Source organism: Rugamonas rivuli (assembly GCF_009380165.1).
In the GTDB taxonomy this organism is placed as follows: domain Bacteria; phylum Pseudomonadota; class Gammaproteobacteria; order Burkholderiales; family Burkholderiaceae_D; genus Rugamonas; species Rugamonas rivuli.
In genome coordinates this window covers 260,461-282,176 of sequence record NZ_WHUF01000002.1, presented here as the reverse complement: position 1 = coordinate 282,176, position 21,716 = coordinate 260,461, and the positions used below count along the sequence as shown (strand labels likewise).

Here is a 21,716-nt window from a genome sequence, read left to right as displayed (position 1 = left end):
GCGTCAGTCATTGTTGCTTTCTTTAGTGGAGCCAAAACAGGGAACGATCAGCCAGACCAGCGCGGTCCCCAGCAGCATCGTCAGGCCGAACGCTTGCAGCGCCGGGGTGGAACTCAAGCCCAGCAAGCCAAAGGACAGGATAGTATTCGCCGCCGACATGCCGACCGCCAGCCAGGGCGTGCGGTCGCGGCGGTCCGGATGTTCCTGCATGAAGATGCCGTAATCGACGCCTACGCCCAGCAGCAGCATCAATGCCAGCACGTGGAACAGCTGAAGGCTTTGCGACGCAAAGCCGAGCAAGGCCAGCGTGGCGATGCTGGCCAGCGCGGTCGGCGCCAGCACGCGCCAGGTACGGCGCCGGTAGCGCGGGAACAGCAGCGCGAACACCACCGCATAAGCACCCAGCACCACCCAGCCCATGTATTCGCGATAGCGGCCCAGCACAGATGAAATCTCGGCTACCTTGTCGACCCATTGCACGCCCGGCAGGCCATCGGCGGCCAGCTTCACCTGCGGCACGGCAGCGTTGGACAGGCCACGCAGGGCGACGATGCTGGCGTAGACGCCATTCGTTTCACCCAGCCACAGATGGCGCCATGGCTCGCTGGCCGGAGTTTTCAGGAAGGCGTCCAGCGTCAGCGGCGCACCGGCCGCGCGCAGGCCGCCGGCGGTGGCCGCGATCCACTGCGCATCCTCGCCGGTCTGCGCGGCGATGGCTTGCAGCGGGCCGCCGTCGGCCAACAGTTTTTCTTCAATCAGCGCAAGGCGTCCTGCCTGCGTGCGCGCGGACGGCACCCAGTTGGACATCGCCTGGTAGCCGGAGATGCGCCGCGCCGCGGCCATCAGGTCCAGCCTCGCCTTCAGCGCCTCCTCTCGCTGCAGCACCGTCTCGACGGAGTCGCCGCGCACCAGGAAGTACTGCACCGGCGTCGGCGCGTCCAGCAGCTTGCTCAGCTTGAGCTGGTCGGCGATCAGGTGCTTGGGCGGATTTTGCAGCAGGCGGATATCGTCGTTGGCGCCCAGGCGGCTGATGCCATAGCCCGCCGCCAGCGCGAACGCCACGGCGGCCAGCAGCGTGGTGCGGTTCGCGCGCAGCAAAGGCCAGCGCAGCAAGGCCGCGCCATAGCCGCGCACCAGCGCCCCGCTCTTCAGCGTGCGGCTGCCGATCAGCGCCGGGAACCAGCACACCACGGTCAGCCAGGCGAACACCAGGCCGAGCGCGGAAAACACCGCCATCTGGCGCAGCCCGGGGAACGGCGTCAACGCCAGTCCCATGTAGCCGATCACCGCCGCCAGCAGGGTCAGGCCCAGGCCGGGCAGCAGGCGCTTGAGCAGCGCCGGCGACGCCAGTTGCTCGTCGGCCGCCAGGCGGTTGCACAGGAAGTAGATGCCGTAGTCCTGCGCCACGCCGATCAGGCTCGCGCCGAACACTAGCGTCATCAAGTGCACGCGGCCGAACAGCAGCCAGCATACCGACAGCGCGCCGAGGCAGCCGATGCCGATCGACAGCAGGATCAGGGAAATCGGCTTGAACGAATGGAAGGCAAACCACATCAGCAGCACAATGCCCAGCAGCGAGCCGATGCCGATGGTCGACACCTCGCCGCTGGCCTGCGCGCTGGCGTTGGCCGCGTGCAGGATCACGCCGGCCTGTATCAATTCGACTTGCGGCGTGGCCTTGCGGGCGGCGTCGCCGGCCTGCTTCAGCAGCGGCAGCACGGTGTCCTGCGCCGTCATCGACAGCGCGGGCACTTTCAGCGTCAGCGGCAGCAGCACGTACTGGCGCTGCGCATCGGCGACGAACAGGTGGCCGTCGCGCGGACGCACCGGCGTTTCCTGCGCGCGCTCCTGCACCCAGCCGGCGAACAGGCCGAATGGATCTTCGCGCCACGAACCGAGGTTCGGGCCACCGAACGGGCTATACAATTTGTTCAGCGCCGCTTCGAGCCAGAACTGCGCCGGCTGATGATGCAACTGCGCTTCCTGCTGCGCCGTCAGCAGCGCCAGGCGATGCTGCTGGAACAGCGCCAGCCAGTCGCTCTGCGTCTGTTCGTTGATCGGCGTCGCCTCGAAGACATCCTTGCGGGCCGCGAGCACGGCGCCGTAGGCATCGGCGGCGCGCTTGGCGTCTTCCCAGTCGGCCGCGCCGACCAGCACCAACACGCGCTGCTGCGCCGCATCGACCATGTGGCTGAACGATTGCTGCAGCAACGGATCGCGCTCCTGCACCGGCAGCAGCGCCATGATGTCGGTGTCCGGCACGATGCGCTGCACCAGCCACAGATAGGCGTTATGCCCCAGCAGCAGGCAGACGGCAAAGGCCCAGAGCAGCGCGAGTTGGCGGGTGCGGGTCAAAACAGCGCCGCCTCTTCCTTGCTCATCGCGGCTTCGCCCGACTGGATCGCAGAGAACACGATGGTGGTGCGGTCGCCGGCGGCGTCGCCCATGACGATGCTCTTGACGTAGGCGCCGCCATCGAGCTTGATGGTGCCGATCGCTTTTTCAAGCGCCGCCTGGCGCGGCTTGAGCATCACGCTCCAGCTGCTGGCGTCGACCGTGCCATCCACCTCGAACAGCGTCTCCAGCTGGCCAAGGTCGCCGGACAACAGCGAGAACAGCACGTTGTTGATCATGCGGACGGTCGGCTCGGTCTTGGCGTCCAGGCGCATCGCCACGCGGTCGCCCTGGTAGTTGACGATTTCGTCGCGCGTCAGGCGCAGCGTGCTGGGGAAAGGCTGCAGCGTGCGCCACAGCACACCCTTGCCCGCGACCACGCAGAAGCGGCCGTTGGCGGCCAGCGGTTTCTTCATGCCGGCCAGCTGCTTGCTCTGGTCGAAGCGGCCGCACATCACCGGCGGCTTGGCCAGCATGGCCTGGATCTTCGCCACCGGCACGGCGGCGTGGGCCTGGCCCAGCGCAGTCAGCGCGGCCGCCAGCAGGATCGATTTCATCAGCTTCATACAGGCTCTATTCCCAATTTTTCAAACAGCACAGGAGGCGACACGAAGCACATCTCCTTGGTGGCGATATCGACGGCGACCATGGTGGTGCTGGCGCGGTTCAGGCGCTTGCCGGTGGCGGCGTCGGTGATCAGGTAGTCGATCTTCAGGCGGTTTTCCCATTCGACGATATCGGCGCGCAGCTTGAGCGTCTGGCCGAACGTCGCCGAACCCACGTAGCGCAGCTGCATGTCGATCACCGGCCACGCGTAGCCGGACTCCTTCATCTGCGGGTAGTTGTAGCCTATCTTGTCCAGCAGCGCGCAGCGCACCACTTCCAGGTACTTGACGTAACGGCCGTGCCAGACGATCTCCATCGGATCCAGGTCGAAGAACTGCACCTGCATCTCGATTTCCGCGAACCAGCGGCTGTCCTTGTTAGTTCGGCGCATACAGATCCCATGCCTTGGCGCGGATGCGCTCCAGCAGCAGGCGCAGGTCCGGCTCCAGGCGGCGGTCTTCCTCGACCGGCTTGATGTCAGCACCCAGCGCTTCCTGCATCGCCGCCAGCGCGGCCTGCGGTTGCAGTTCGGGGCTGAGCTGGCAGCGCAGCCACACGCCCTGGCGCACGGTGATCAGCAGCGCGGCCACGACCTGCTCCGTCAGTTCCAGCACGCGCAGGCAGTCGCGCGCGGCGATGGTGCCCATGCTGACCTTGTCCTGGTTGTGGCACTCGGTCGAGCGCGAGAACACCGAGGCCGGCATGGTCAGCTTGAGCGCTTCCGCCGTCCACGCCGATGCGCTGATCTGCAAAGCCTTCAGGCCATGGTTGATCGGCGCGCGCGCCCCGGTGGCGCCGGACAGGTTGGCCGGCAGGCCGTGGTTGTAGCGGCTGTCGACCAGCAGCGCCATCTGGCGGTCCAGCAGGTCGGCCAGGTTGGCGACGGCGTTCTTCATGCCGTCCATGGCGAAGGCGATATGGCCGCCGTAGAAATGGCCGCCGTGCAGCACGCGCTCGTTGTCGGCGTCGATCAGCGGATTGTCGTTGGCGCTGTTGAGTTCATTCTCGATGGATGAGCGGAAGAACGGCATCGCATCGGCCAGCACGCCGATCACGTGCGGCGCGCAGCGGATCGAGTAGCGGTCCTGCAGGCGCTTGCCGTTGCGTTCCCACTGGTCGGTCGGCAGGTCGCTGCGCAGCCACGCCGCCACCTGCTGCATGCCGCCGTGCGGCTTGACCGAGAACAGCACTTCGTCGAAGTGGTGGGCGTTGCCATCCATCGCGAACGAAGCCATGGCCGTGATGCGGGTGGTCAGCTGGACCAGGTATTCGGCGCGGTCGTAGGCCATGCAGGCCAGCGCGGTCATGACGGCGGTGCCGTTCATGATCGCCAGTCCTTCCTTCGGCCGCAGGCGCAGCGGCGTAATGCCGGCTTCCTGCAAGGCCTGGGCGGCCGGCACCTGCACGCCGTCGCGCCAGACTTCGCGCTCGCCGCACAGCACCGCTGCCAGGTAGGACAGCGGCGTCAGGTCGCCGCTGGCGCCGACCGAACCTTCGGAAGGAATCAGCGGCAGCAGGCCGGCGTCGAGCAGGCGCGTGATCTGCAACAGCAGCTCGACGCTGACGCCGGAATAGCCCTTGCTCAGCGACGCCAGGCGCGAGGCCAGGATGGCCCGCGTCTGCGGCGGCGTGAAGTACTCGCCCAGGCCGACGCCGTGGTAGGTGTACAGGTGGTGCGGCAGCTCGGCCACCAGTTCCGGCGGCACCACCACGGTGCAGGAATCACCGTAGCCGGTGGTGACGCCGTAGACGGTGCCGTCCTCGCGCAGCAGGCGATCCAGGAAATCGGCGCCGCGCGCGATGGCGGCGCGGAAGGCCGGATCGTCCGACAGCTCGGCGACGGCGCGGCCTTGCGCGATGTCGACGATATCCTCGATCGTCAGACGGTTGCGGTCGAAGCGCACGGTGCGCGGCGTGGTGTTAAGTTGGGCTATGTCAGCGAGGTGCATCGGAACGTTCCAATTGGGGTAAGTGCCAGAAATCGTAAAAGTTAAACCACTGCAGCGGCGTGCGCAGGCTGTGGTACTCCAGCCGCCGCGCATAATCGGCGGCCAGCTGCTGGAAGGCGGCGTCGCGGCCCTGGCGAGGAATGCGCACGGCGTCGCGGAAGGCTTCGAAATGCACGGCCGACCTGCGCCCCTGGCGGGCAGAGAACAGCAGGTAGACCGGGCATTGCAGGATATTGGCCAGCACGTAGGGGCCGACCGGGAAGGCGGCCGGCTCGCCGAGAAAGTCGGCGATCGCCACGCGCGGATTGTGCGACACCGGCACGCGGTCGCCGGCGATGACCACGAACTCGCCGCGCGCCACGCGCTCGGACAGCAAGATCGCGGTGGCCGGGGACATCTCCGTCACCTGCATCAGATTGAGCTGGCTGTCGGGATTCAGGCGGGCCAGCATGTCGTTGAAAGCCTGCGCGTGCTTGGTGTGCACCAGCACCGTCAGCTTCATGTCGCGGCGCTGGCGCGACAGCACGCGGCACAGCTCCAGGTTGCCCAGGTGGGCGCAGATCAGCAGGCCGCCGCGCCCCGCCGCAAGTGCGTCGGTAATCAGTTCGCTGCCGTGCAGGTCGACCGTATCGAGCTTGAACAAGCCGCCCCACAGCAGCATCTTGTCCAGAATGCTCTCGCCGAAAGCGGCGAAGTGGTGCAGCACGCCCGGCACCGCCGTCGACGTGTAGCCTGCCACGCGCCGCAGGTATTCCTGCGAAGCGCGGCGCGGCAGCGGCTTGGTCAGCACATACCAGCCCAGCACCGGATACAGCACCACGCGGAACGGCCAGCGGCCGAACACGCGGCAGATCCAGAACAGCAGGCGCATGCCGGCGACGAAACTGAGTTCGTTGATGGAGGCCCAGTGCCGACCGCGCGCGCTCATCGAACCTGCCATTTGCGCGCCAGCAGACGCGGGATGCGAGGCAGCATGCCGAAGAACAGCTTGGTGTGCATCCACGAGATCAGCACATTGTCGCGCCATACGCGGAAGTGCGATACGCCGTCCGACGGATAGCTGACGCGGGTCGGCAGGTTGATCACCTGCAGGCCGTCCCAGAACAGCCGCACCAGGATGTCGGTATCGAAGTTCATGCGCGCGCCGATGGGACGCCGCGCCGCCAGCGCATTGACCGGGGCGACCGGATAGACGCGGAAGCCGCACATCGAATCCTTGATGTCGAACGACAGCGTATTTATCCACACCCAGATGTGGGTGGCGTAGCGGCCGTACAGGCGGGCCTTGGGCACCGACTCGTCGTAGACCGGATGGCCGGCGATGACGGCGTCCGGATGGGCGGCCGCCTGCGCCAGGAAGGCCGGTACGTCAGCGGTATTGTGCTGGCCGTCGGCGTCGATCTGCAGCACGTGGCTGTATCCGAGTTCCGCGGCGCGGCGGAAGCCGCCCAGCACCGCCCTGCCCTTGCCCTGGTTCTGCGGCAGGCGCACCAGCGTGACGCTGCCCGCATGCCGCAGCGCCAGCGCGTCCAGCACGGCGGCGCAGGCGGCGCTGCTGCCGTCGTCGACCAGGATGCACGGCGTGCCGTGACGCAGCAGCCCGTCCAGCACCGCAGCGATCGCGTGTTCGTGGTTGTACACGGGGACCACGATGCAGGGTTTAAAGTCAGGCATCCGCGCCTCCCAGCATGACGCGGCCGCTGGCGTGCTGCCCGGCGTCCGACAGGTAGCGGAATTGCAGGCAGCCCTTGGCCGTGTCGTGCACCAGCTCCAGCTGCACCGGCAGCTCCGGTTGTATCACCTGCTGGAACTTGAGCGCGTTCACACCCAGGAAGCGCGGCGGCAGGCTGAAATATTGGCGGCCGTAGTGGATGGCCCAGTCGACCTGCACCACGCCAGGCAGGATGGGCGCGACGTCGAAGTGGCCGTCGAAGTACAGCAGGTCGGCCGGCGCGTCCACTTCCAGCAGCACGCGCAGCGGTTCGCGTTCCAGCTCACGCATGCGCGGGAAGCGCGGGCGCTGGCCGGTGGTGCCATCGTCGCTGCCGAGCAGCGCCAGCAAGGCGGCCAGCGTGGTCTTGCCCTGGGCATTGACCGGCATCTGATCCAGGTAGCGCCAGCGGCGCGGCAGCGCGACCGCATCCACGGTCGCGGCCAGCACGGCGCGCAGGCGGGCGTTGAGCGCGGGTTTGCCTTCGGCCGCCAGCAGTTCGCGGCCTCGCGGCGTCGGCACGATGAAGGCCGCCAGGCGCTGGCGTTCGCCGCCATCCGGCTCGCACAGCACCACGCGGGCTTCGGCCGCCAGGCCGCAGGCCAGCAGCGCCGCCTCCATCCCCGTCAGCGAAATGCGCTTCTCTTCGATCTTGACGATGCGGTCGCTGCGGCCCAGCAGCAGGAAGCGCTGCTCGCCGCTGCGCGCTGCGCGGTCGGCCAGCGCCAGCCAGTTGTCGTCGGCCAGGTGCGGCGACCGCACTTCCAGCGTGTCGTCCGCGCCGAGGCGCCATGCCACAGTGGGGAAAGGCTGCCAGGCGTCGTCGGCGACGCCGCTGCGCTGACGCCAGGCCACGCCGCCGGTCTCCGAGCTGCCATACACTTCCACCGGCACGCTGCCCAGCAAGGCTCCAGCGGCCAGCGCGGCGTCCGCAGCCAACGGTCCGCCGGACGAGAACACGGCGCGCAGCGCGCGCGCGGCGCCGCTCCAGTCCAGATGGTCCGGCAAGCGTTTCAGGTGCGCCGGGCTGGCTACCAGCACGCACGGGCCGGCGGCGATGGCGGCAGCCAGTTCTTCCGGATAGGCGATGCTGAGCGCGTGGACCGCGCGGCCGCTACTCAAAGGCCACAAGACCTTGAACAGCAGGCCGTAGATATGCTGGTGCGAGACGGTCGCCAGCACGGCGGCATCGCCTGCGGTGGCGCCGAACAGCACGTCGAGGGTTGCGACCTCGCTCGCCAGTTGCGAGAGTTTCTTGGGGATGGCTTGCGCCGCGCCGGTGCTGCCGGAGGTGAACACCACCAGCGCAGGCAGATCGGCGGACAGGACGCCGCCCATTTGTTCGGGGCTGGACACCGCGCCCGATTCGGCCGGCTGCATCGGCAGCAGCTCCGCCGGGAACTGGCCGAGGAAGCCGTCCACCGAGCCGCGCAAGGCAGCGCAGCTGGCATCCAGTGTATCGGCGCTCAGCCAGATGGTTTTACCGGCATGCCAGGCGCCCAGCAAGGCTGCGCCGAATTCCAGGCTATCGTCCAGGTAGAGCGCGAAGTCGCTGCCCGGCAGGCCGCGCAGCAGCGCGTGCCATGCGCGTGCACGCGCCAGCCAGGCCGCGTTGTCCACGGCGGCGCCGGCACACCAGCCGGCCACGCCGTCGGCGGGCCGCGCCGCGACGGCCGCGTACAGGTTTTCAATCCGTTCAGACATGATGCAGGCGCTTGAAACGCAGGCGCACCAGATACTCTGCGCCGAACAGCAACGCCATCAGCGCGTACGAGATGACGCCGGTGTACAGCGACCACACGGCCTCCGACGCCCACAGCGCGGTGGCGAAAGCGATGGCGCCGTTGACGATAAAAAAGCCGCACCACACCTGCGTCACCTTGCGCATATAGGCCTGCGCCACCGGCGGGAAGTCCTCGCCGCGCAGACGCGCCATGCGCTCGACCGCCGACATCGGCGTCGCCAGGCTGTAGCCGAAGCCCGCCAGCAGCGCCGCATTGACCAGCACCGGATACAGCTTCAACGGCAGCAGCAGGTTGCTCCACGCCGCGCAGGCCATCAGCACCAGCGCGCCCGCCACCGACCAGCGTGCAACGCCGCTCAGCTTCAGCGCGGGCAGCCTCGTGGCCACGGCCAGCAGCAGCAGGCCGGCCAGCCAGCGCGGCTCCACCTGTCCATGACCGAACCAGATCGCCAGCGGATACAGCAGCGTCACCACCGCCGTCAATACAGTCATCGGCATCGTGCTTACGCCGCCTGCTCCGTCATGCCGGCCAGCGCATCGACCACGTCGCCGATGGTGCGGATGGTCTTGAACACTTCCGGCTGCAAGCGCTTGCCGGTCAGCTGCTTGAGCTTCACCGCCAGGTCGACCGCGTCGATGCTGTCGATATCCAGGTCGGCGTACAGGTTCGACTCGGCGCTCAGATCGGCCTTGTCGAGTTCAAACATCTCGGCCAGCAGATCCACCACCCAAGCCTGCAGCTGGTCCTTGCTCATTTCATTCAAATCAATCATGTACTACTCCCTTATTTTTTTCTGTGGCTGTCGATCATGGCCGCCAGCGCCTGCACCGAGGCGAAATGGCGACGGGTGTCCTCCGAATCGGCGGACAGGGAAATCCCGTACTTCTTCTGCAGGGCCACGCCCAGCTCCAGCGCGTCGATCGAGTCCAGGCCCAGGCCCTCGACGAACAGCGGCGCCGCACTATCGATATCGGCCGGTGTGATGTCCTCCAGCTGCAGTACATCGATGATCAGTTCTTTCACTTCCAGTTCAAGCATGGCTTTCGCACTTCCCGGTAAAATAATTCTGTAAAAATTCAGTCAACTGACGCGCCGCCATCACCTCGCTGGATGCAGCGTCGGTAAATGCCGCCACCGCCAGGTCGTCCTGCACGTCTATCCGTATCAGCACGCGGCGCGGCGGCACCCGCCACCACTTCTCGCCTTTGCCCAGCGTGGGCGGTTCGCAGCGGATCAGCACCGGCGTGATGTCGCGCGCGCCGCGCACCGCGATGTTGGCCGCGCCGCGCTTCATGCTGATCACGCCATCGGCCGGCGTCCGCGTCCCCTCCGGGAACACGATCAGGTTATTGCCGCGCCGCAGAGAGGCGATGCAATCGTCCACCAGTTCCGCCCCGCCCTCGTTGTTGATGTAGCCCGCCGCCCGCACGGGCCCGCGCGTGAACGGGTTGTTCCACAGCGCGCCCTTGACGATGCAATCGGCGTTCTTCACGAAGGCCATCAGGAACACGGTGTCGATCAAGGTCGGATGGTTGGCCAGTATCAGCAATCCACCCCGGTCCAGCTTCTCGATGCCACGCACTTCGTAGCGCAGCACGCCGAGCGCGCGCATCAGATCGACGTAGCTGCGGAACGCCAGCCGTATCACCGTGCGCGCGGCGGCCACGCGCCGTTCCGGCTGGCGCACCAGCACATTCAGCACGGGGAACACCGCCACCCGCAACAGCAGGCCGCCGATACCGAACACCAGAAAGCTCAAACCGGTGGCGAACACGCGCCAGTATAGCGACAGCCTGGCCGGCAGCCACTCACGCATCGCGGCTCCAGCTCCAGCGCATGCGTCCATCGTTGCGCTCCAGGCGCCGCGCGCCGCGCAGCTGGAAACGCGCCACTTCCAGGCCGGCCGGCATGCCGGCGGACGGCGCCTCGGCGCTCGCGCTCCAGCTCAGCGAGACGGCATCGTCGCCTGCTGGCGTCAACAGCCACGCCCAGGCATAGGGCTGTTCTTCGCAATCCTCGAACGATGCAAACAAGGCCGGCAAAGGGCAATCGCAAGCGACCAGCAGCACCATGGGCGCCCCGTCCGCCATCATGCCGCAGGCTTCGATGACCGCGTGCTCGATGGTGGCCGCGCCGGCGGCCAGCGCCAGTTGATTGGCGCGGTCGCTGCGGGCGATGCTCAGCAGCCCGGCGATGGCGTTATGCACCGACATGCTGAACGCCGTCGGCGACAGCGGTTCGCCGCGCGCCAGGTCGGTCAGCAATTCAAGAGAACGCGCAACCTCGCCATGGCGCGAGCAGAAAACCGTCGGAATATCGGTGCGCCCGTCCAGGCATTGGTAGGCGACTTCCAGCGCCATCTTGCCGAGAAAACCGGCACGGCGGCGCAGCATCGCCGGCATCGCCTTGACGCCCGGCTCTTCGCCGGGCTGGATGGCGAACGGCGCTTGCGCCCATTGCTGCCAGGCCTCGGGGCCGGTCAGGCCAGGCGCCCATTCGGCATGCCGGGAGATAGAAAAACTGACACCATTCGTACGCATGTTGTTAAATAATCCAGAGCTTTGAGATAAAAAGAAGGTACGACCTCATGCTCACATGCCGCAGAACCGCCAGCCGACGTACTTTTCAAATTATAAACGACAGTTCTTGCTGTCACCTCAAATAAATGGACCTAGGGCAACTTTTTTGTCGTTTAACTTCATATTTTGTGCATACGGCAGCGCAAATTCTCTCCAAAAATCACGTTTTTTGGCAGAAGAAAGCAAATGCAGCGGAGGGGAAAATGATTCAGCACTGTTGAGTGCGTGTCTCGCGGGGATGCGAAAGCGGGGCACGTCCCTTAATCCGGGGTCAGGTCCCCGGATTAGGCGGGACGTCGGGCGGGTCAGAACACCCAGAGCTTGTCGGCCGGCAGTTGCAGCCAATACTTGCCCGCCTCCAGCCTGTGCTTGGAGTAGGCGCGCAAGCTCATTTCCGGCCCGCCCTCGCTCTTGAACAGGCATTCGAAGCGGTCGCCCAGGTACATGCAGGTCAGCAGCGGCAGCTCGATCGCGTTCTCCACCGGCATGGCGCTGACCTTCACTTCCTCCACGCGGATGATGGTCGACGGCTCGCCGCTGCCGGCGCCGCGCGCGATGCCCTGCAGTTTTGCGCCGCCGATGTCGAGCATGACGTTGGCGCCGTCGCGCTGCACCACCTTGGCCGGCAGGCGGTTGTTACTGCCCATGAATTCGGCGGTGAACAGCGTGTCCGGCGTTTCGTACATGCTTTGCGGCGTGCCTTGCTGTTCGATCTTGCCGTTGTTGAGCAGGAGGATGCGGTCCGAGATCGCCATCGCCTCGGCCTGGTCGTGCGTCACCATCAGCGCCGATAGGCCCAGTCGCACGATCAGCTCGCGCAGGAAGGCGCGCGCTTCCTCGCGCAGCTTGGCGTCCAGGTTGGACAGCGGCTCGTCCAGCAGGATCACCGGCGGGTTGTACACCAGCGCGCGCGCGATCGCCACGCGCTGCTGCTGGCCGCCCGACAGCTGGTGCGGGAAGCGCTCGGCCAGATGGCCCAGGCCCAGGTTCTTCAGCACGTCCGCGACCTTGTCCTTGATCTCGCTGCTGCCCATCTTGCGCAGCTTGAGGCCATAGGCGACGTTATCGAACACGGTCTTGTGCGGCCACAGCGCATAGGACTGGAACACCAGCCCCAGGTTGCGGTGCTCGGCCGCCATCTCGAAGTTCTTCGCGCCGTCGAACACATTGCGGTCGCCGATGGCGATGGTGCCCTGCTTCGGACTTTCCAGGCCGGCCACCGCGCGCAGCAGCGTGGTCTTGCCGCTGCCCGATGGGCCCAGCAGCGCCACCACTTCGCCCTTTTGCAGATGCATGGACACGCCCTTCAGAATCTGGTTGGCGTGGGCGCCGGTGCCGTAGTCCAGGTGCAGGTCGTTGACGGTCAGTTCATTCATGATGAGGTCTCGTTTCATAATTTTTATCAGTTATGCAGCTTCACGCCAAAGCGCAGGGCGACGCCCAGGCCGATGGCCACCAGCGAAATGTTAATGAACGATAGCGCCGCCACCAGGTCGGTGGAACCGGTGGCCCACAGCGACACCAGCATCGCGCCTATCACCTCGGTGCCCGGCGACAGCAGATACACGCCGGTGGAATATTCGCGTTCGAAGATCAGGAACACCATCAGCCACGCGCCCAGCAGGCCGTACTTCACCAGCGGCACGGTGACGTCGCGCGTGACCTGGCTGCGCGATGCGCCGACCGCGCGCGCCGCTTCCTCCAGCTCCGGCCCCACCTGCAGCAGCGCGGTGGAGATCAGGCGCATGCCGTAGGCCAGCCACACCACCGAATACGCCAGCCACAGGGCGAAGATGGTCGAGCGCACGGAGCGCAGCAGCGGTATCGCGTTCTCGCTCAGCCACAGCGCCACGCCATTGTCCATGCCCTTCAACATGCCATCGAGCCAGCTCGGAACGAACAGGAACACCCACAGGAAGGACAGGCCGGCCAGCAGGCCAGGCACGGCGCGCGGCACCAACACGCTGTAGTCCAGGAAGCGGGTGATGCCGTCCGGCTTGCGGTGCATGGCCAGCGCGATCGCGCAGTAGCAGATCACTGCGCAGGCGCCGCCGATCACGCCGATCAGGACGGTGTTGAGGATGCCGCGCATCAGCGCCGGCTGTTCCATGATTTCGCGGAAGTGCTGCAGCGTCAGCACGTCGCGCAGGTTGACGCCCTCGCCCCAGTACTGCACGAAGGAGCGCAGCACGATGCCCGACATCGGCATGATGATGGTGAACATCAGCCAGGCGAAGATCAGCGCGAAGGCCAGCCACTTCCATTTACCGAGCGGCATGGCCTTGGAGCGCGCGCCCTTGCCCTTGATCGAGACGAACTTGTTGGCCGACTTGAGCAGCCAGCGTTGGATCATCACCAGCGGCATCGTCACCATCACCAGGCAGACGGCGACGGCGGCCATCAGATGGTAGGACGGCGTGCCCAGTTTGTTGGTCAGCTTGTACAGATAGGTGGCCAGCACCAGGTGGCCTTCCGGATCGCCCAGCACCAGCACCAGGCCGAACACCTCGAAGCCGAGGAAGAACACCAGCACGGCGGCATAGGCCAGCGCCGGCGTGATCATCGGCAGCGAGACGTTGAACATCACCTGCAGCGGCGAGGCGCCGGTGACGCGCGCCGCTTCCTCGACGTCGGAGCCCAGGCTTTTCAGCGCGGACGAGGCGTACAGGTAGACGTGCGGCACGTGGGTCAGGCCGGCGATCACCACGATGCTGGTGAAGGAGTAGATATTCCACGGGATGAAGCCGAGGATGTCCTTGGCCCACAGCGAGTAGAAGCCGACAGGCCCCATCGAGACCACGTAGCCGAAGCCCATCACCATCGGCGAGACGAAGATGGGCACCAGCAGCATCGGCGTGATGAAGCCGCGGCCCGGCAGGTCGGTGCGTATCATCAGGAAGGCCAGCATGCCGCCCAGCGGAACGGCGATGGCGGTCAGGCCGGCGGCCAGCAGGAAGGCGTTCTTGAACGCCACCGAGAAATCGGGGTCTTCGAAAATGAAGCGATAGGCGTCCAGGCCCAGCTCCTTGGCGGGCATGAAGAACGGCGCGTTCAAAAAGCTTTGGTAGAAAATCAGCAGCAGCGGCAGGAAGATGGCGATGGCGGCCAGCGTCACCACGACGCCGCGCGTCCAGTTGATGCTGCGCCGGCCCGAGCCCGGGAGAGTCAGAGTTTGCATAGTATTTCCGATGAGGCGGATGGGATGTTGCGGCCCGCACGGGGCGCGGCGAATGCGCGCGGCGTGCGGGCTGGCCTGTCAGCGATTACTTCTTGCCTGCGGTTTCTTTCCACTGCTTGAGGAAGGCCATGCGCTTGGCCGGCCCCAGGAACTGCAGCACGATAGGATGGACCGGCACCGGCTTGACGTTGTCCTTGCCGATCTGCTTGATCAGGTCCGCCGACGTGGTTTCGCCGGTGACGTCGGCGCGGATCGCGAACAGCTTGGAATCATTGGCGATGATGACCTGGCCGCGGTGCGACAGCATGTAGTCCAGCCACAGCTTGGCGGCGTTGACGTTCTTGGCGGCCTTGTTGATGAACAGTACGCGCGACAGGATCAGCGTGTAATCCTTCGGCAGCACCACGCCGATCGACGGATCGGCCTTGGCGCGCACCAGCGCGTAGGAACCCAGCACGTTGTAGCCGATCAGGTTCTCGCCCGACGAGATACGCTCCATCATGGTGCCGGTGGACGACTGCACGCGCACCTTGGCTTCGCCGAAGGCGTTTTCCAGTTCCAGGAACTTCGGATTTTCGCGCGCGTCCTGGGTCATGAACATGAAGCCGACGCCGGATTTCTCGATGTCGTAGGTCGTGACCTTGTCCTTGAATTTAGGCTGCGTTATCAGCTTGGCGAAGTCGGCGTGCGTCTGCGGCACCTCCTTGGCATCCACCAGGCGCTTGTTGTAGACGATGGCGGCCGGCTCGAACGTGGTGCCGTAGGCCTGGTCGTCCCAGACCGCCCAGCCGGGGATCTTGGCCGCTTCGACCGATTTGTATTTGAGCGCGTAGCCGTCGGAGGCCAGGCGCATTTGCAGGTCCATCGCGGACGACCACATGGCATCGGCGGTATTGCCGCCGGCGGCCACTTCGGAGATGAAGCGGTTGTACACCTCGGTGGAGTTCATGTCGTTGTATTCGACGGTGATGCCCGGGTACAGCGCGTTGAAGTCCTTGATCAGCGGCTGCGTGGCCTTGCTGTCGGTGGCGCCGTAGATTACCAGCTTGCCTTCCTTCTTGGCGCCGTCGATGATCTTCTGGTAGTCGGCGGGATAACCGGCGGGAACCTGTGCAAAGGCCGCGCCGGCAAACAGGGTGGCGCATGCAGCGGCCAAGGTGGTTTTCAACATCATAATTGTCTCCGTCGTTATTGATATTTTTGGTGATCAGCGCACCAGACCGAGTTCGGCGGCACGCCTGCCGTAATCGTCTACGGCCTTTTTTACATATGCTGCCAGCGCATCGCCGGTCAGTCCGAATGGGAACAGGCCCGACGCCGCGCGCATCTGCGCAAACTGAGGACTGGCCAGCACGCGGTCGAAGTTCGACACCCAGTGCTGGTAATCCGCATCCGACACCTGTGGCCCCATCCATACGCCGCGGATGATAGGCCACACCACGTCGATGCCCTGCTCGCGGGCCGTCGGCACATTCGCCAACACGCCCGGCAGGCGGTGCTCGGCCAGTATCGCCAGCACCCGTGTATTGCCGCCTGCGGCGTACAGCGTCGCCTCGCTGGCGTCGCCGGACACCACCTGCACGTAGTTCGCGTGCATCGCGGTGAAGGCCTCGCCGCCGCCTTCGAGCGCCACGAAGCGCAGCACCTTGGGATCGACGCCGGCGGTCTTGACCACCATCGCCATCTTCAGCCAGTCCTGGCTGCCGATGGTGCCGGAGACGCCGATCAGCACCTTCTCCGGGTGATCCTTCAGCGCCGCCACCAGCTCGCCCAATGTCTTGTAGGGCGAATCGGCGCGCACCGCGATCATGCCGTAGTCGGCGCCCAGCGCCGCCACCCAGCGCACATCGGAAGCCTTGGCCTTGCCGAACTTGCCCTGCGCCAGATTGAGCAGCGAGCCGCCCGAAAAAGCCACCAGCGTGTTTGGTTCCGCGCGCCGCTGCGACACCAGCGAATGCCAGGCCACCGCGCCTATCCCGCCCGGCAGATAGCTGATGTGCATATCCGACGGCGGCGGCTTCGGCGTGCCGCGCAAGCCCTGCAAACCCTTTTGCGCCAGCTTGCAAGTGAGGTCCATCGCGCCGCCCGGCTTGGACGGCACGATGCACTCCAGGCTTGCCGCCTGCGCTGCCGCGCACAAAAGGAGCGCGGCAATCAAAGCCAGCAAAACTTTAGTCATCTTGGTAGGTATCTTAGAACGGTGAAGCTTTCAAAGCGCTTTCAGAACGCGGCATTTTTTGCAAAATGCCGCGCTCCATTCTTCGGCTTAGAAGCGGTGCTGCATGCCGACGGTGACGCCGCGCTGGGTGTCGCCGTAGCCGGCATCGTCACGCGACAGGCCGGTCAGCTGGCCATTCTTGGCCTTGGCATAGGCAGCCGACACATGCAGGTCGGTGCGTTTGGACAGAGCGTAGCGATAGCGCGCCACGTACATGGTTGGATCGGCGTCCTTGCCGGCGGCGACGTTCTTGACGTTGACGTGGTAGATCGCGCCGGTCAGCGTGGTCACGTCGTCGGTTTTGTAGGCGATGCCGGCCCAGGTGGTGGTGGCCTTGACGTCCGGGGTCAGCGCCTTGCCGGCCACCAGTTTGTAGTCGCGCATCACGCCCCACAGTTTCACCGGACCGTTTTCATAGTTCGCGCCCAGGTGCCAGACGGTGTTCTTGTCGCGGTTGCCGGTGGCTGGGACGGTGTTGCCGTTGTTGCGCTCCCAGGTCGCCATCAGGTTGACGGCGCCGATCTTGTAGACGCCGGACATGCCGACCTTGGCGCTGTCCTGCGCACCGGTGGTCTGCTCGCCTGCTGCGTAGTTGGCGCCGAACTTGAAGTCGCCGACGGTGCCGGCGTACTTGATGATGTTGTCGTACTGGGTGGTGAAGCCGTATTTGCTAGGACCGGTGGCCGGGCCCGAAGTCGCCCACGAGTAGTAAGGCGCAAAGCCCATCGGGTCGAAGGAGATCACGGTGTCGTACACGCTGGTGAAGGAACGGCCGATGATCACGCGGCCGAAGGCGCCTTCCAGGCCGACGTTGGCCTGGCGCTTGAACAGCACGCCGTCCTGGGCGCCAGTGTCCATCAGGATGCCGCCTTCCAGGTTGAACACGGCTTTCAGGCCGCCGCCCAGGTCTTCGGTGCCACGCAGGCCCCAGCGCGAAGTGTTCATGCCGCCGGAGATCACACTGGTCATGCTGCCGCCGGTTGGTGTCTTGTTGTTGGCGGTTTCCACACCGACGTCCAGCAAACCGTAGACCTGCACGTTCGATTGGGCTTGGGCGGCGCCGCCGGCGGCTGCCGCCAATGCCATGATAGCGAGGGTCAACGAGGATTTTTTCATGTAGGTCTCCAGAGGATGTAGTTATTTGTGATGCCTGATCTTTTCAATCAGGCTGTCACTATAGGAGTCGCTTCCTTTCAATTACCTTTCATAGCTGCTTCGGCATGGTTTGCTGTCGCCCATGCACCACAAATCAGGTAAGGGCTTCCCTTTTGGGGCGGCTGAGACCATGATTCTGGCCTTACACTGAACTTATTTCATATTGTTGGCAAGAATTTATGCGCATTCTGTTAGTTGAAGACCACACCGAGCTATCACATTGGCTGTCCAAAGCCCTGCGCGACGCCAATCTGACGGTGGAATGCGCCGACAACGGCGCCGATGCCGACGCCCTGCTGCACACCCAGGACTACGCGCTGCTCATCCTCGATCTGACCTTGCCGCGCATGGACGGCCTGGAAGTGCTCAAGCGCCTGCGCGCGCGCGGCGGCCCGCGAGGCCAGACTCCCGTGCTGATACTGACCGCGCGCGGCGGCCTGGAAGACCGCGTGCAGGGCCTGAACCTGGGCGCCGACGACTACCTGGCCAAGCCCTTCGAGCTGGCGGAGCTGGAGGCGCGCGTCAAGGCCCTGCTGCGCCGCAGCGTGGGCAACGAGGCGCTGGTGCACAGCTGCGGCGCGCTCAGTTTCGACACCGTCACCCGCATGTTCACCTACGCCGGCACCGCGCTGGCGCTGACGCCGCGCGAACACGCGGTGCTGGAGACGCTGATCACACGCTCCGGCCGCGCCGTCTCCAAGGAGAAGCTGTTCGACGAAGTGTTCGCACTGGCGGACGATGCCAACCTCGATGCGATCGAGCTGTATATCCACCGCGTGCGCAAGAAGCTCGACATCGCCGCGCCGGATGCCGCCGTCATCACCACGCTGCGCGGCATCGGCTACCTGCTGCAACCGCGGCCCGCGGCCACTCCTGCTCCCGCCCCTGCGCCGGCCGGCGGCGCCAAGGGCGGCTGACGTTGAACGGGGCGCCGCGCCGCCTGCCGCTGCTGGAGCGACTGGCACGCCGCTTCGGACCGGGGGCCCCGCTGGGCAGCCTGCGCGGCCAGCTGCTGCGCTGGCTGCTGGGGCCTTTGCTGGTGCTGGTGGCGCTCAACACCATCTCGGTCTACCGCAACGCGCTGGACGCGGCCGATGTCGCCTACGACCGCTCGCTGCTGGCCTCCACGCGGGCGCTGGCGGAGCGCGTGTCCATCGTCGACGGCAAGGTGGTGGCGGACGTGCCCTACGTGGCGCTGGACAGCTTCGAGACCGACACGCTGGGCCGCATCTACTACAAAGTCACCGGCATCAAGGGCGAGACCGTGTCCGGCTACGCCGATCTGCCGCCGGTGCCGGCCAACGTGCCGCGCTCGGAGGCCTATCCGGCACTGGTGCGCTTCTACCATGCCAACTACAACGGCCAGCCGGTGCGCATCGCCGCGCTGCTGCAGCCGGTGTACGACGATTCGATGCGCGGCATCGCGCTGATACAAGTCGGCGAAACGCTGGAGGCGCGGCGCGGACTGTCGAACCAGATCCTGTTCGATACGCTGGCGTGGCAGGCCTTGCTGCTGCTGGCGTTGGCGCTGCTGGTGTGGTTCGCCGTGCGGCTGGTGCTGCAACCGCTGATGCGCCTGAAGATCGCGGTGGAGACGCGCAAGCTGAACGACTCCTCCGATGTCGATCCGACGCTGGTGCACAAGGAAGTGCGGCCGCTGGTGGCGGCGATGAACAGCTCGCGCTCGCGACTGCAGATCCTGATCAGCAGCCAGCGCCGCTTCATCGCCGACGCCTCGCACCAGCTGCGCACGCCGCTGACGGTGCTGAAGACCCAGGCCGAACTGGCGCTGCGCGAATGCGACCGGCCGAACGCCGATCCGCAAGCCACGCGGGCGGCGCTGCGCGAGATCGTCCACAGCATCGCCGCCACCACCGATTCGACGGTCAACCTGGCCAACCGCCTGCTGACATTGGCGCGCATCGAACATGGCGGCGACGCCGACGGCGCGGCGGCCCAATCGGAACCGGCCTCGCTGCGCGACATCGCGCGCCAGGTGGGGCTGGAGATGGCGATGGCGGCGGTGTCCAAGCAGATCGACCTGTCGCTGGAGGCGGACAGCGAGTGCGTGGTGCAGGGCCAGGCCTTGCTGCTGCATGAACTGATCGCCAACCTGGTGGACAACGCGCTGCGCTACACGCCGCAGGGCGGCACCGTGACGCTGCGGGTGCGGCCTGGCGCGGGCGGCGTGCTGCTGGAGGTGGAAGACAGCGGCCATGGCATCGCCGCCGCCGAGCGTGAGCGGGTCTTCGCCCCCTTCTACCGCGCCGCCGCGACGCTGGAGCGCAATCCCGGCGGCGCCGGCCTGGGCCTGGCCATCGTCCGCGACATCGCCACGCTGCACGGCGCCAGCATCACGCTGGACGAAGCCGCAGGCGGCCAGGGCCTGAAAGTCACCGTAACCTTCCCCCACACCTGAACCACGGCCCCCAACGCCGCTGCGGTAAAATACGCGCTACCGCATTAGCGCTACCGCACCAACCAAGGATAAGTACATGATCACCAAAGAAGACATGGTCGAGCTGTTTGCCGACATGAAGCAGAACGCGCCGTGGGATATTTCGAAGCCGCTGTTGTGGGGCTATTTTTTCGCCGACACTACCAAGAGCAAACTGGAAGGCGTCTCGGCGCTGCTGAAGGCCAAGGGCTATCAGATCGTCGGCATCTACGACTCCAAGCCGGAAGCCAGCGTACCCGCGCTGTGGTGGCTGCACGTTGAAAAAGTCGAACACCACACCGCCGATACGCTGCACGTCCGCAACCAGGAACTCTACAAGTTCGCCGAAGAGCACCAGCTCGAATCCTACGACGGCATGGACGTCGGCCCAGCCGTCTGATTTCCGCCCCCTGGCGCTTGCCGTTACTGAGCTAGCGCCTTCTCGGCTTTCGCCAGGTTGCCCCGGTAGCCTTCCATCGCCTGCGGGCTTTTGCCGCCGGCCGTGCCCAGCGCGATCGCCTGCTGGAACTGCGCCTTTGCCTGCAAGGGCTGTTTCAATTCGAGCAGCAGTTCGCCATAGCTGTCATGCGCATTGGCCGACGCCGGGAAGGTGTCGGCGTTGAACTTCATGACCAGCGCCGCGACCTGCGGTTGCTTGCGCTTGCCCAGCATCGTATATCCCAGGCCGTTGATCTCGTTCTCGCCATAGCCGCTCTCCTTCAGCGCACTCGCCACCAGCTGCCCGGCCTCGCCGTCGCGCTTCGATTGCAACAGCGCGCCGGCGCGATCCAGGGTGCCCAGCAGCTTTTCCTGCGCCAGCTTGCGCACGCGGCGCTGCTCCTTTTCCGTCGCACTGGCGATCACCTGCTGTATGGCGCCGGCCACCAGCGCCGGTTCCTCCAGATGGATATTGTGTCCGCTGTTGGCGGTTACGACATGGCTGCCGCTGGAGAACTGCGTGAACAGCTGCTCATGCAGCGAACGCCACACCGCCACCGCAGGCACCGTGTGCATGAAGAACTCCGGCTGCTCGCGCACCATCGTCGATGTCAGCACCACGGCCGGCACGTCCGGCAGCTTCGGCGCCGGCAGCAGGCTGGCCGCCGCGAAAGCCTCGTCCACCAGCTTGCTCTCCGCCTTCAGCGGCGCGGGCGTCAGAGTGTCGAGATACTTCTGGTCTTGCGCCACCTTGGCGGCGTCGATCTTTTTAAGTTCGGTATCGAAGCGCTCCATGCTGGCGTCGACAAACACCATGCCCGCCACCTGCTCCGGATGGCGCTGGGCGAACAGGCGTATCAGGTAGCCGCCATACGAATGGCCCACCAGGATGAACGGCGGCGACAGGTGCGCCGCTTCGATCACCTGTTCGAATTCGGCGGCGCTGCGCTGGGGCGTACGCGCTTCGGGACGCGCATCGGATTTGCCGATGCCGGCACGCGAGTAGACGAACACCTTGGCCGACTTGGCGATCTCCGGCGCCACCCGCCGCCATACCGACAGGTCGCTGGCGAAGCCCGATTCGAAAATCACTGTGTACGAGCCGCTGCCCGCGCTGACCGCATCGACATGATAGGCGCCGACGTTGACGCCATCCGCTTGCTCGCTGGCGGCGGACGCCACGGCCGGCATCATCGCGAAAGCGCACATCAGTGCTGCGGCAGCATATGTTCTGGAAAACGGCCTGCTCAATCGACGCTCCTGGTAGTCTTGGTTAATTTACAAGCTTAACCCAACTTAGGGCGCA

21 protein-coding genes are annotated in these 21,716 nt (G+C 65.7%); 3 read left to right on the top strand and 18 right to left on the bottom strand.

All coding sequences use genetic code 11. The features are described from left to right. Positions 1 to 3 precede the first annotated feature (3 nt). From GEV01_RS06475 to GEV01_RS06395, 17 genes are all read right to left on the bottom strand, one after another. Positions 4 to 2,355 carry an MMPL family transporter gene (locus GEV01_RS06475; RefSeq protein ID WP_152802750.1) on the bottom strand — a complete coding sequence of 784 codons (2,352 nt, stop codon included), beginning with the start codon at positions 2,353 to 2,355 and terminating at the stop codon, positions 4 to 6. Beyond that, on the bottom strand, positions 2,352 to 2,960 hold the full coding sequence (locus GEV01_RS06470; RefSeq protein ID WP_152802748.1) for an outer membrane lipoprotein carrier protein LolA: 609 nt from the start codon (positions 2,958 to 2,960) through the stop codon (positions 2,352 to 2,354). The genes GEV01_RS06475 and GEV01_RS06470 overlap by 4 nt, the downstream gene beginning before the upstream one ends. Next, positions 2,957 to 3,391, bottom strand: coding sequence for an acyl-CoA thioesterase (locus GEV01_RS06465; RefSeq protein WP_070268446.1), 435 nt, complete (start codon positions 3,389 to 3,391; stop codon positions 2,957 to 2,959). Before GEV01_RS06465 ends, GEV01_RS06470 begins: the two co-directional genes overlap by 4 nt. Next, the gene (locus GEV01_RS06460; RefSeq protein ID WP_152802746.1) at positions 3,378 to 4,949 is read right to left on the bottom strand and encodes an HAL/PAL/TAL family ammonia-lyase; all 1,572 of its coding nucleotides are present in this window, start codon (positions 4,947 to 4,949) and stop codon (positions 3,378 to 3,380) included. Before GEV01_RS06460 ends, GEV01_RS06465 begins: the two co-directional genes overlap by 14 nt. Then, the gene (locus tag GEV01_RS06455; RefSeq protein WP_175022964.1) at positions 4,936 to 5,877 is read right to left on the bottom strand and encodes an LpxL/LpxP family acyltransferase; all 942 of its coding nucleotides are present in this window, start codon (positions 5,875 to 5,877) and stop codon (positions 4,936 to 4,938) included. The genes GEV01_RS06460 and GEV01_RS06455 overlap by 14 nt, the downstream gene beginning before the upstream one ends. Next, positions 5,874 to 6,623, bottom strand: a complete 750-nt coding sequence (locus GEV01_RS06450) for a glycosyltransferase family 2 protein (protein WP_152802742.1) — start codon at positions 6,621 to 6,623, stop codon at positions 5,874 to 5,876. The genes GEV01_RS06455 and GEV01_RS06450 overlap by 4 nt, the downstream gene beginning before the upstream one ends. Beyond that, positions 6,616 to 8,364 carry an AMP-binding protein gene (locus GEV01_RS06445; RefSeq protein ID WP_152802739.1) on the bottom strand — a complete coding sequence of 583 codons (1,749 nt, stop codon included), beginning with the start codon at positions 8,362 to 8,364 and terminating at the stop codon, positions 6,616 to 6,618. Before GEV01_RS06445 ends, GEV01_RS06450 begins: the two co-directional genes overlap by 8 nt. After that, a complete protein-coding gene (locus tag GEV01_RS06440) occupies positions 8,357 to 8,902 on the bottom strand; it encodes a COG4648 family protein (RefSeq protein ID WP_152802737.1) in 546 nt (181 codons plus the stop codon). Before GEV01_RS06440 ends, GEV01_RS06445 begins: the two co-directional genes overlap by 8 nt. Positions 8,903 to 8,907: 5 nt before the next feature. Next, positions 8,908 to 9,177 (bottom strand): acyl carrier protein, encoded by a 270-nt coding sequence (locus GEV01_RS06435; RefSeq protein WP_070268435.1) that lies wholly within the window; start codon positions 9,175 to 9,177, stop codon positions 8,908 to 8,910. Between the two features lie 11 nt (positions 9,178 to 9,188). After that, the gene (locus tag GEV01_RS06430; RefSeq protein ID WP_043481206.1) at positions 9,189 to 9,443 is read right to left on the bottom strand and encodes a phosphopantetheine-binding protein; all 255 of its coding nucleotides are present in this window, start codon (positions 9,441 to 9,443) and stop codon (positions 9,189 to 9,191) included. Further along, a complete protein-coding gene (locus GEV01_RS06425; protein ID WP_152802735.1) occupies positions 9,436 to 10,221 on the bottom strand; it encodes a lysophospholipid acyltransferase family protein in 786 nt (261 codons plus the stop codon). Before GEV01_RS06425 ends, GEV01_RS06430 begins: the two co-directional genes overlap by 8 nt. Then, positions 10,214 to 10,945: a beta-ketoacyl synthase chain length factor gene (locus tag GEV01_RS06420; protein WP_152802732.1), complete on the bottom strand. Its 732-nt coding sequence runs from the start codon at positions 10,943 to 10,945 to the stop codon at positions 10,214 to 10,216. Before GEV01_RS06420 ends, GEV01_RS06425 begins: the two co-directional genes overlap by 8 nt. 344 nt (positions 10,946 to 11,289) lie before the next feature. Then, a complete protein-coding gene (locus GEV01_RS06415) occupies positions 11,290 to 12,360 on the bottom strand; it encodes an ABC transporter ATP-binding protein (protein WP_152802730.1) in 1,071 nt (356 codons plus the stop codon). A 26-nt stretch (positions 12,361 to 12,386) separates the two neighbouring features. Beyond that, positions 12,387 to 14,162 (bottom strand): ABC transporter permease, encoded by a 1,776-nt coding sequence (locus GEV01_RS06410; RefSeq protein WP_152802728.1) that lies wholly within the window; start codon positions 14,160 to 14,162, stop codon positions 12,387 to 12,389. Between the two features lie 85 nt (positions 14,163 to 14,247). Next, the gene (locus GEV01_RS06405) at positions 14,248 to 15,336 is read right to left on the bottom strand and encodes an ABC transporter substrate-binding protein (RefSeq protein WP_152802726.1); all 1,089 of its coding nucleotides are present in this window, start codon (positions 15,334 to 15,336) and stop codon (positions 14,248 to 14,250) included. A gap of 33 nt (positions 15,337 to 15,369) precedes the next feature. Then, a complete protein-coding gene (locus tag GEV01_RS06400; RefSeq protein WP_152802724.1) occupies positions 15,370 to 16,341 on the bottom strand; it encodes a Bug family tripartite tricarboxylate transporter substrate binding protein in 972 nt (323 codons plus the stop codon). A gap of 87 nt (positions 16,342 to 16,428) precedes the next feature. After that, a complete protein-coding gene (locus GEV01_RS06395) occupies positions 16,429 to 17,496 on the bottom strand; it encodes a porin (RefSeq protein ID WP_152802722.1) in 1,068 nt (355 codons plus the stop codon). 218 nt (positions 17,497 to 17,714) lie between these two features. Between GEV01_RS06395 and GEV01_RS06390 the strand changes: the two genes are divergently transcribed. The 3 genes from GEV01_RS06390 to GEV01_RS06380 all read left to right on the top strand — a co-directional run bounded on the left by GEV01_RS06390 (position 17,715) and on the right by GEV01_RS06380 (position 20,372). Then, positions 17,715 to 18,452 carry a response regulator gene (locus GEV01_RS06390; RefSeq protein ID WP_152802720.1) on the top strand — a complete coding sequence of 246 codons (738 nt, stop codon included), beginning with the start codon at positions 17,715 to 17,717 and terminating at the stop codon, positions 18,450 to 18,452. Between the two features lie 2 nt (positions 18,453 to 18,454). After that, a complete protein-coding gene (locus GEV01_RS06385; RefSeq protein WP_408014818.1) occupies positions 18,455 to 19,954 on the top strand; it encodes a sensor histidine kinase in 1,500 nt (499 codons plus the stop codon). Positions 19,955 to 20,030: 76 nt separating this feature from the next. Beyond that, a complete protein-coding gene (locus GEV01_RS06380) occupies positions 20,031 to 20,372 on the top strand; it encodes a ribonuclease E inhibitor RraB (protein WP_152802718.1) in 342 nt (113 codons plus the stop codon). A 23-nt stretch (positions 20,373 to 20,395) separates the two neighbouring features. Here the strand turns inward: GEV01_RS06380 and GEV01_RS06375 are convergent, their stop codons facing one another. Next, positions 20,396 to 21,661, bottom strand: coding sequence for an alpha/beta fold hydrolase (locus GEV01_RS06375; protein ID WP_152802716.1), 1,266 nt, complete (start codon positions 21,659 to 21,661; stop codon positions 20,396 to 20,398). Between the last annotated feature and the right edge of the window lie 55 nt (positions 21,662 to 21,716).